This is a genomic window from Duganella sp. 1411 (genome assembly GCF_017833525.1).
GTDB lineage: Bacteria > Pseudomonadota > Gammaproteobacteria > Burkholderiales > Burkholderiaceae_D > Rugamonas.
This window is the reverse complement of the sequence record NZ_JAFICD010000008.1, coordinates 266,915-277,055: the sequence shown is the minus strand read 5'-3', so window position 1 is coordinate 277,055 and position 10,141 is coordinate 266,915. Positions and strand designations below refer to the sequence as shown.

The window sequence follows — 10,141 nt, the reverse complement described above, 5'->3', positions numbered from 1 at the left end:
AGCAGGGCGGCCGCGCTGACGACGTAGGCGGTGTCTTCTGCTCCCGTGGCCAGGGTGGCCGAGGCCGTGCCAACCGGCGCGTCGTTGACCGCCGCTAGCGTGAAGCTCTGGGTCGCCGCGACGCTGCCGCCGTGGCCGTCGGTGACGCTATAGCTAAGGTTGACCGTGCCGTTGTAATTGGCGGTCGGCGTGATCGTGTAGGTGCCGTTCCCATTGTTGACCACGCTACCGTGGTCGCTGGTCAGCGAGGATACGTTCAGGGCGTCACCGTCGACGTCGCCAAAGCCTGTGAGCAGGGCGGCCGCGCTGACGACGTAGGCGGTGTCTTCGGTGCCAGCGGCCAGGCTGGCCGAGGCCGCGCCAACCGGCGCGTCGTTGACCGCCGCCAGCGTGAAGCTCTGGGTCGCCGCGACGCTGCCGCCGTACCCGTCGGTGACGCTGTAGCTCAGGCTGACCGCGCCGTTGTAGTTGGCAGCCGGGGTGATGGTGTACGTGCCGTCGCCGTTGTTAGTGATGCTGCCGTGGTCGGCGCTTAGCGCGGAGACGCTCAAGGTGTCGCCATCGACGTCGCCAAAGCCTACTAGTAGGGCGGCCACGCTAACGACGTAGGCGGTGTCTTCGGTGCCTGCGGCCAGGCTGGCCGAGGCCGCGCCGGCAGGCGCGTCGTTGACCGCAGCCAGCGTGAAGCTCTGGGTTGCCGCGACGCTGCCGCCTTGGCCGTCGGTGACGCTATAGCTAAGGTTGACCGTGCCGTTGTAATTGGCGGTCGGCGTGATTGTGTAGGTGCCGTTCCCATTGTTGACTACGCTACCGTGGTCGCTGGTCAGCGGGGATACGTTCAGGGCGTCACCGTCGACGTCGCCAAAGCCTGTGAGCAAGGCTGCGGCGCTCATGACGTAGGCGGTGTCTTCGGTACCTGCGACCAGGGTAGCCGTCGCGGTGCCGACCGGCGCGTCGTTGACCGCCGCGAGTGTGAAGCTTTGGGTCGCCGCGACGCTGCCGCCGTGGCCGTCGATCACGTTGTAGCTGAGGCTGACCGCGCCGTTGTAGTTGGCATCCGGGGTGATCGTGTAGGTGCCGTCGCCGTTGTCATTGATGCTGCCGTGATCGGCGCTTAGCGCGGAGACGCTCAAGGTGTCACCGTCGACGTCGCCAAAGCCTGCTAGCAGGGCGGCCGCGCTGACGACATAGGCGGTGTCTTCGGTGCCCGCTGCCAGGGTGGCAGTGGCCGTGCCAACCGGCGCGTCGTTGACCGCCGCCAGCGTGAAGCTCTGGGTCGTCGCGACGCTGCCGCCGTGGCCGTCGATCACGTTGTAGCTGAGGCTGACCGCGCCGTTGTAGTTGGCATCCGGGGTGATCGTATAGGTGCCGTTTCCATTGTTGACCACGCTGCCGTGGTCGGCGCCCAGCGCGGAGACGTTCAAGGTGTCGCCATCGACGTCGCCAAAGCCTGCGAGCAGGGCGGCCGCGCTGACGACGTAGGCGGTGTCTTCGGTGCCTGCGGCCAGGGTGGCCCTGGCCGCGCCGGCGGGCACGTCGTTGACCGCCGCCAGCGTGAAGCTCTGGGTCGCTGGCGCCGTCCCGCCGTGCCCGTCAGTGACGCTGTAGCTAAGGTTGACCGCGCCGTTGTAGTTGGCGGTCGGCGTGATCGTGTAAGTGCCGTCTCCATTGTTGACGACACTGCCATGGTCGCTGATCAGCGAGGATATGGCCAGGGTGTCACCGTCGACGTCGCCAAAGCCTGCGAGCAGGGCGGCCGCGCTGACGACGTAGGCGGTGTCTTCGGTGCCCGTAGCCAGGCTGGCCGAGGCCGTGCCAACCGGCGCGTCGTTGACCGCAGCCAGTGTGAAGCTCTGGGTCGCCGCGACGCTGCCGCCATGGTCGTCGATCACGTTGTAGCTGAGGCCGACCGCGCCGCTGTAGTTGGCATCCGGGGTGATCGTATAGGTGCCGTTTCCATTGTTGACCACGCTGCCGTGGTCGGCGCCCAGCGCGGAGACGTTCAAGGTGTCGCCATCGACGTCGCCAAAGCCTGCGAGCAGGGCGGCCGCGCTGACGACGTAGGCGGTGTCCTCGGTGCCTGCGGCCAGGGTGGCCGAGGCCGCGCCGGCAGGCGCGTCGTTGACCGCCGCCAGCGTGAAGCTCTGGGTCGCTGGCGCCGTCCCACCGTGCCCGTCAGTGACGCTGTAGCTGAGGTTGACCGCGCCGTTGTAGTTGGCAGCCGGGGTTATGGTGTACGTGCCGTCGCCGTTGTTAGTGATGTTGCCGTGATCGGCGCCCAGCGTGGAGACGCTCAAGGTGTCGCCGTCGACGTCGCCAAAGCCTGCTAGCAGGGCGGCCGCGCTGACGACATAGGCGGTGTCTTCGGTGCCCGCTGCCAGGGTGGCCGTGGCCGTGCCAACCGGCGCGTCGTTGACCGCCGCCAGCGTGAAGCTCTGGGTCGCCGCGACGCTGCCGCCATGGCCGTCGATTACGTTGTAGCTGAGGCCGACCGCGCCGTTGTAGTTGGCAGCCGGGGTGATGGTGTACGTGCCATCACCGTTGTCAGTGATGCTGCCGTGGTCGGCGCCAAGCGCGGAGACGCTCAAGGTATCGCCGTCGGCATCGCCGAAGCCTGCGAGCAGGGCGGCCCCGCTGACGACGTAGGCGGTGTCTTCGGTGCCTGCGGCCAGGTTGGCCGAGGCCGCGCCAGCCGGCGCGTCGTTGACCGCTGCCAGCGTGAAGCTCTGGTTTGCCGCGACGCTGCCGCCGTGGCCGTCGATCACGTTGTAGCTCAGGCTGACCGCGCCGTTGTAGTTGGCAGCCGGGGTGATGGTGTACGTGCCGTCGCCATTGTCAGTGATGCTGCCGTGGTCGGCGCTTAGCGCGGAGACGCTCAAGGTGTCGCCGTCGATGTCGCTGAAGCCCGCCAGCAGATCCATCGCGCTGATAAGATATGCATTGTCTTCCATGCCCGCTTGCAGCGTTGCAGCGGGGGAGGTAAGAGCCGGCGCATGGTTCTGCACCGCATCGACCGTAATGCTTACCGTGGCGGTCGAACTGAGTTGGCCATCCGAAATTGTATAGCTAAAATTGTCGGCACCGCTGAACCCCGTACTCGGGGTGTAAATAAAGCTGCCGTCATAGTTGTAGCTCACCGTTCCATGCGCCGCCTGGGTATATCCGGAAACGCTGGCTGGCGTCAGCAATGTGTCGGGATCGCTGTCATTGGCTAATACGTTGCTGATTGTGACCGAAGTGCTTTCTCTGGTTGTGGCGGCATCGTCGCGCGCAATGGGCGCATCGTTGGCGCCGGTAATGGTCACGTTGATGACCTGGTTCGCGCTGCCATCGAGTGATGTAACCGTCAGGGTGTCATGAACGATCTGCCCTCCGGCTAGCGCTTCGGTCCCGACCTTGCTGTTGTCGAGCGCATAGCTCCAGGCGCCGCTCGACGCCTCGAAGCTGAATTTGCCATAGGTCCCGTCGAGGTTCGCCGCCAATACTTGCCGGAAAGCGGATTGCGCCGCATCCGGATCGGCGACCGCCAATGTCCCGGTGGCCGATGGCGCGCCGCTGACACTATTGTTGGCGCCGCCCGCCTCACCGACATTGCCGGTCGCAGTGCCGGTAATGATGGCACTGTCATTGGCGCCAATAACCGTCACATCGATGATCTGGCTCGCCGACCCATCCAATGAGGAGACTGTTAGCGTATCGTGCACCGTCTGAGATGACGTGAGCGCCTGAGTGGCGCTTTTGGCGTCGTCCAAGGTGTAAGCCCACTTGCCATTGGTGGAATTGAAGCTGAAGGTGCCATACATGCCGGTCAGTCCGGTCGCCGGAGCCTTGAATATGGCTTCGCCCGCGTCGGCATCGCTGACCAATAGGGTGCCCGTGGCATTTGCCTGCCCCTTTGTGAGGTTGTTCGTCCCGCCCGCCTCCGTTACGCCCCCGGTGGCCGTGCCACTAATGCGCGCAATATCATTCGTACCCGTAATCGCTACCGTAATCGGGGCACTTGCCGTGCCGTCCAGCGATGTGACGGTGAGGGTGTCGGTCGCCGTTGCGCCACCTTTGAGCGCTTGCGTCGCAGCCTTTGTGTTGTCCAGCGTATAGGTCCACGCGCCTGTGCTGGAATTGAAGCCGAAGATGCCATATAAGCCTGTCAGATTCTTGACTGACACGCTCTGGAACGCGGCCTGCCCTGGATCCGGGTCGATGATTGATAGCGCACCGGCCGCGAACGCGTCGCTGTCTTCGGTAACGGAGTAATCCCCGCCTGGTTTTGCAGTGATGGTGGCGGTCGTATTTGTTGGCTTGGCCATGGTCGTATTCCTTATTTCATCGTTCACCGCGGCAGGGCGTGCAGCGGTGCGCAACCGTTAAGTGGCTGGATAATCGGGCGTGCTATCGAAAGAATTTGCAATGGGCCTGGGTCAAACCGACAAGCTCGCCGAATCGGGGGGAAAGCGCGTGCACTGCTTTGCAGACGGCGCAGAAATAATTGCAATTTGCTAAGTAATAATAACTTATTGTCACCATTTAATTTTTGACAAATGTCACTTTCATCGGCGAAGGCGCTCTCCGGCGATTTTCAACGGCCCGCCACCAATGGATGAAGTGGATAGATATCCGTTAGTCATCACGTTGTCATAACGGCTTGCTATCTTACAAACCTTTAAACGACGCTGGATAGACAACATGAACCGCAAGTCCCTTCTCCTTGCCGGCTTGAGCGCGGCCCTGATCGCCGGCTGCAGCAGCGATTCCACCCCGGTCAACGCGCCGGTGACCCCGCCGCCGGTCGCCGCCGCGCCGAAGAACGTGATCTTCTTCCTCGGCGACGGCATGGGCATGACCACCATGACGGCCGCGCGCATCTATTCGGTCGGCGAGGACGGCGAGCTGACCGTCGACACGCTGCCGGAAACGGCCTTCGTCAAGACCTACTCCAACGACGCCCAGGTGACCGACAGCGCGCCGTCGATGTCGGCCTACATGACCGGCGTGAAGATGAACAATGAAGTGATCTCGATGTCGCCCAACACGGTGGCGGTCGATCCGGTGGCCGACGCCAACGGCAACAAGCTGGGCAACAACTGCGGCGCCAACAACGGCACCGCCGCCACCACCTTGCTGGAACTGGCCAAGGCGCAAGGCCTGGCGGCCGGCGTGGTCACCACCACCCGCGTCACCCACGCGACCCCGGCGGCGACCTACTCGCATATCTGCCACCGCGACCTGGAGAACGATATCGCCGCCGCCTCGGTGCCCGGCGGCACCGGCTACAACAGCGCCCTGGGCGCCGGCCTGGACGTGCTGCTGGGCGGCGGCAGCCAGTTCTTCACGCCGGTCAAGGACGGCGGCAAGCGCAGCGACGGCCGCAACCTGATCACCGAGATGAAGGCGAAAAACGCGGCCTTCGTCAGCAACGTGACCGAACTGAACGCCATCGACGCGGGCAAGACCGAGCGCCTGCTGGGCCTGTTCACGTCCAGCCACATGAGCTACGACCTGGACCGCGACCCGGCCAAGGAGCCGAGCCTGGCCGAGATGACCACCAAGGCGATGGACGTGCTGGCCAAGAACAGCAAGGGCTACTTCCTGATGGTCGAGGGCGGCCGCATCGACCACGCGCTGCACGAGACCACCGCCAAGAAGGCGCTGCAGGACATGGTCGCGTTCGACAACGCCATCAAGGCGGCGCTGGCCAAGGCGCGCGTCAGCGATCCGGAGCTGAAGAACACGCTGGTGGTGGTCACCGCCGACCACGACCACACGCTGGTGTTGAACGGCTACGCCAAGCGCACCGGCAAGACCACCGCCGCCAACGCGGGCGTGCTGGGCGTGGTGAAGAACTACGTCACCGGCGCGGCCGACAAGGATCTGGACGGCGCGCCGTATTCGATCATCGGCTTCGGCAACGGCGAGAACCGCACGCAGGGCAGCCGCAGCGCCATGGCCAGCCTGGACGACAGCGTCACCGGCTCCAACACCTACCACCAGGAGGCCGTGGTGCGCATGGGCGCCGGCAGCGAGACCCACGGCGGCACCGATGTGTTCCTGGCCGCCACCGGCAAGGGCGCCGAAACCTTCACCGGCACCATCGACAACACCAAGGTCTACAGCCTGGTCAAGGCCGCCGCCGGCCTGTAACCAACAACGAACGGATACCCACTCATGAAATTCACCAAACTTGCGGCCGCCGTGGCCCTGACCCTGGCCGGCGCCCAGGCTGCGCAGGCGGCCGGCGAAGCCAAGAACATCATCTTCTTCCTCGGCGACGGCATGGGCCCGACCACCGTCACCGCCGCGCGCATCTACAAGTACGGCGAGGACGGCAGCCTGACCATGGACACGCTGGAGCGCACCGCCCGCATCAAGACCTTCTCGGCCGACGCCCAGACCACCGACAGCGCGCCGTCGATGGCCGCCTACATGACCGGCGTCAAGATGAACAACGAGGTCATCTCGATGTCGCCCGAGACCGTGGCCACCAATCCGGGCCGCGACGCCAACGGCAACCTCGGCGTGAACAATTGCGCGGCCGGCAACGGCACGCCGGCCACCACCATCCTGGAACTGGCCAAGGCCAAGGGCAAGGCGGTCGGCGCCATCACCACCACCGAGCTGACCCACGCGACGCCGGCGGCGACCTATGCGCACATCTGCAACCGCAACGCGCAATACCACATCGCGGCCCAGCTGGTGCCCGGCGGCGCCGGCTTCAACAGCGCGTTGGGCGACGGCGTCGACGTGCTGATGGGCGGCGGCCGCAACCACTTCACGCCGTATAGTGCGAGCAACACCGCCGGCCGCGCCGACGGCCGCAACCTGCTGGCCGAGTTGTCCGCCAAGGGCTACGCCGTGGCCGCCAACAAGGCCGAGATGAACGCCGCCAGCGGCAAGAAGTTCATCGGCTTGTACAGCACCAAGAGCCATCTGGAATATGAACTCGACCGCACCGCGACGCCGCCGCTGGGCGAGGGCGCGTCGCAGCCGAGCCTGGCCGAGATGACCGTCAAGGCGATGGACCTGTTGGCGCAGAACACCAACGGCTATTTCCTCATGGTCGAGGGCGGGCGCATCGACCACGCGCTGCACGGCACCAACGCCAAGCGCGCGCTGACCGACACCATCGCCTTCGACGACGCCATCAAGGCGGCGCTGGCCAAGGCCAAGCTGACCGATCCGACCCTGGCCAACACCCTGATCGTCGTCACCGCCGACCACGACCACACCTTGGCGTTCAACGGCTACGGCAAGCGCGGCAATCCCATCCTGGACATCAACCGCGGCTACCGCGACGGCCAGCCGGCCAAGGATGCGGACGGCAATACCTACACCACCTTGGTGTTCGGCAACGGCCCGAATCGTCCCAACACGCGCGCCAGCCTGGACAGCACCGCCGTCCTGGCCGACAACTACCTGCAGGAGACCGGTGTGCGCCTGTCGAGCGAGACCCACGGCGGCGGCGACGTCAAGCTGTTCGCCACGGGCGCCGGCGCCAAGCCGTTCAAGGGTACCCTGGACAACACCAAGGTGTTCGGCCTGCTCAAGTCGGCCTTCGGCCTGTAATCCGCAACCGCGCCGGCGGCTGTCCGCCGGCGCTTTTTGATCGACAGTCATGAAGATTCATCGTTTCGCCATGCTGCTGGCCGCCGTCTGCGCGGCCGGCTTGACGCAAGCGGCCACCCCGGCCGCCGCGCCCGACCTGGACCTCACGGTCGCCTATTACAGCAAAACGGTCACGCCCGATGGCGTGACGCGCGAATCGCGCTACGAGGAAAAAATGCTGCGCCGTCCGGGCCACGTGTGGAGCGCGCGCGTGCTGCCGGCGCACGCGGCGGAGCCGGAAGAGGCGCATCACCACGGTTTCAATCACATCGTGCTGCCACGCCATGTGTCCTTGGCCGGCAAGACGCCGCGCGTCGAATACGTCGACGCCAAGGAACGCGCGGTGGTGGAGATTCCGCCGTCGGAATTCGACAACGTCAATTTCGACGGTTCGTGGGAGCGCGCTTTTTATCTGCTCGATCCGCGTCTGCTCGGCACCATGCCGGTGACCACGCGCGCCACCAGCGTGCCCGGCGCGCGCTGGCGCGAGCGCGAGGAGGGCGGCGTGTTCCAGCGCGTGCTGTGGGATGAGCGGCGACAGATTCCGCTGGTGATTGAAAGCGGCGACAAGGCCGGCACCTTCTACCGCCGCGTCGATGTGACGGCGCAGGCCGGCGCCACCGAGGCGCCGTGGAAAAAGCTGCAGGGCTACGCGCGGCGCGAGTATTCCGATTTCCTCGATTGAGGCGGCGCCGGGAGGATCGATGGCCCGGGCTTTTTCAACGTCCTGCTGTTCACTTCGCGATAAATTTCTTCATCTCGGGTTTGAGTGGGTCCCATCTGCCTTTTTTGAAGACCGTAACAGCCTTGTCGTCATTGTCCGACTTGAAAAATCCAGTCAGGGTCACTCCGATTTCGAGGAAAATGATAAAGCCGTGGAGCATATAGGGATTGCTATCGTCGGCTAAAAGTCGGTCGTACACCGCCTTGTCATTCGCCGTGAAAAGGGGAACGCCATCGTAATTAAGTTCGACGATGTTTGTTCCAAATCCCAGCTCCACCAGCTCTTTAGCGTTTTCGGAATACACGGCCTGTATTCCGTTCTCGCGCCGATATTCGCGGATTTCGTTGCTGTCTTCGTCCAGGTCTGATTCGTCAGGCGCGCCGATCAATGATGAAACCTGTGCGGCGGTCATGCCGAATTTGACCTCGCCCACCCCGATCAATGGGTCTATTGCGTAATTGAGCATCATGTCGCCTCTATAGTAACAAGCCGTGCTTTTCAAGACATTTGAAATATTCAAGCATTTCCAACATCGCCTCGTTGTATTTTCTGGGATTCCCGGCTTTCCTTGCTATTTTTCGGATGTCTTTGATTTCCATTGCCATCGCCTCGCGCCATTTTTTATCTTTGAGCAACGCGTCCAGTTTTGCCCTGTACCGTACACCTTTTAAACCTTGAGTGCCATTGCTTGACGTCTTTCTGTGATCCTGGGGATCAAGCTGGATAGCGGGGCCGTCCTTTTCTTTCAATGGGCTAACGTCGTCCGCCGGCATATGATGTGAATCCTTGCCATCGTTGGCGGGCTGGCTTGTCTTGCTGTGCGCGCCACCCCGGTATGGCCCCTTGCCGCTGCCCTGGCGCAGATGATCGCACGGTCCTTTCTTTTTCTGTTTTACCGTCGTGTCCTTCCCGCCTTTCTTGCCACCCGCACCCGCTTGCGCGGCTTCCTCCGCTTCTTTGGCCTGCCTGGCTTCCTTGGCAGCTTTGACCTCTTTCGCCAGTTTGGCTGCCTCTTCCGCCTGCCGCGCCGCTGTCAGCACTTCTTCCGCTTCATGCGCTCCCTTGGCGATCCGCGCGGCCGCTCCCGCGCCTTTGGCCATTTCCACCGTCCCCTTTGCCACTTTGCCGACCGTCGTGACAATTTTGCCGCCGGGGATCATGCTTGCCATGGCAAGGCCTGCCTCGACAGCTTCGCCCTCGGCCGCGTAGATGGCGGCATCGACGGCACCGGTCGCCACCGATAACCCTGGAACAAAACTAGCGACGCCCAGCAAACCGTGTACCCAAGGGCTGGACTTTTGCCACATGGTCCTTTCCGCGGCGGTTTCCAAAGCCAGAGCAGGATTAGACCCGCCGCCGTGTGGTTCGATCCGGGTTATTGATGCTTCGGCTTGTTCCAGGATCACTCCTTTTGTGCTCATGATGCGCCCCGCGTCCAGGCTCAACTCGCCAGATTCATATCGCATTCGTCGCCATGGCGCACGACGTATTTTTTCTCCACCCTGAACGATTTGGAACCGGCCGTGGCCCGCACTTTGCCCTTGTTGACGCCGGACTTCATGCCCCCGCCTGTTCCCGCCTCGTTGCCGGTGACATTCGTGACCAGACTGTCACCGAGCAGGAAAACGGCATCGTCGTTGAACCGGACCGTCTTCGCCACTTCAACGCTGTTACCCAGATCGGCGATGATCGGGTAGGGAACTGGAACCAGGTTCGGCCCCATCGGCGTTTTGCAAACGTTAGGGATCAGACTGACGGCCTTGAATAGGCTGTTCTTGCGGGCACCTGTCGGCATACATTCCTCTCAAACGGTGGTGG

The 10,141-nt window shown here is 63.6% G+C and carries 7 protein-coding genes; 3 read left to right on the top strand and 4 right to left on the bottom strand.

Features of this window, described 5'->3' with window-relative positions:
• A partial coding sequence (locus JOD97_RS29245; protein ID WP_209726305.1) for a cadherin-like domain-containing protein occupies window positions 1-4,307 on the bottom strand: 4,307 nt, incomplete at its 3' end.
• A gap of 376 nt (window positions 4,308-4,683) precedes the next feature.
• Here JOD97_RS29245 and JOD97_RS29240 point away from each other — a divergent pair.
• From JOD97_RS29240 to JOD97_RS29230, 3 genes are read left to right on the top strand one after another with little or no spacing between them, the layout of a single operon-like run.
• Window positions 4,684-6,138 (top strand): alkaline phosphatase, encoded by a 1,455-nt coding sequence (locus JOD97_RS29240; RefSeq protein WP_209726303.1) that lies wholly within the window; start codon window positions 4,684-4,686, stop codon window positions 6,136-6,138.
• A gap of 24 nt (window positions 6,139-6,162) precedes the next feature.
• Window positions 6,163-7,560 (top strand): alkaline phosphatase, encoded by a 1,398-nt coding sequence (locus JOD97_RS29235; protein ID WP_209726301.1) that lies wholly within the window; start codon window positions 6,163-6,165, stop codon window positions 7,558-7,560.
• Window positions 7,561-7,609: 49 nt separating this feature from the next.
• Window positions 7,610-8,284 (top strand): hypothetical protein, encoded by a 675-nt coding sequence (locus JOD97_RS29230; protein ID WP_209726299.1) that lies wholly within the window; start codon window positions 7,610-7,612, stop codon window positions 8,282-8,284.
• A gap of 49 nt (window positions 8,285-8,333) precedes the next feature.
• On the opposite strand, the gene JOD97_RS29225 is transcribed toward JOD97_RS29230, so the two are convergent.
• From JOD97_RS29225 to JOD97_RS29215, 3 genes are read right to left on the bottom strand one after another with little or no spacing between them, the layout of a single operon-like run.
• Entirely contained in the window at window positions 8,334-8,792 is a 459-nt protein-coding gene (locus JOD97_RS29225) for a hypothetical protein (protein WP_209726297.1), read from the bottom strand.
• A gap of 7 nt (window positions 8,793-8,799) precedes the next feature.
• Window positions 8,800-9,744 (bottom strand): hypothetical protein, encoded by a 945-nt coding sequence (locus JOD97_RS29220; RefSeq protein WP_209726295.1) that lies wholly within the window; start codon window positions 9,742-9,744, stop codon window positions 8,800-8,802.
• A gap of 20 nt (window positions 9,745-9,764) precedes the next feature.
• Complete coding sequence (locus tag JOD97_RS29215; RefSeq protein WP_209726293.1) at window positions 9,765-10,118, bottom strand: DUF4150 domain-containing protein; 354 nt, start codon at window positions 10,116-10,118, stop codon at window positions 9,765-9,767.
• Between the last annotated feature and the right edge of the window lie 23 nt (window positions 10,119-10,141).

Excerpts from the sequence above, each read along its gene's own strand:
- JOD97_RS29240 (WP_209726303.1), top strand. The coding sequence starts at position 4,684 with ATGAACCGCAAGTCCCTTCTCCTTGCCGGCTTGAGCGCGGCCCTGATC.
- JOD97_RS29235 (WP_209726301.1), top strand. The coding sequence starts at position 6,163 with ATGAAATTCACCAAACTTGCGGCCGCCGTGGCCCTGACCCTGGCCGGC.
- JOD97_RS29230 (WP_209726299.1), top strand. The coding sequence starts at position 7,610 with ATGAAGATTCATCGTTTCGCCATGCTGCTGGCCGCCGTCTGCGCGGCC.
- JOD97_RS29225 (WP_209726297.1), bottom strand. The coding sequence starts at position 8,792 with ATGATGCTCAATTACGCAATAGACCCATTGATCGGGGTGGGCGAGGTC.
- JOD97_RS29220 (WP_209726295.1), bottom strand. The coding sequence starts at position 9,744 with ATGAGCACAAAAGGAGTGATCCTGGAACAAGCCGAAGCATCAATAACC.
- JOD97_RS29215 (WP_209726293.1), bottom strand. The coding sequence starts at position 10,118 with ATGCCGACAGGTGCCCGCAAGAACAGCCTATTCAAGGCCGTCAGTCTG.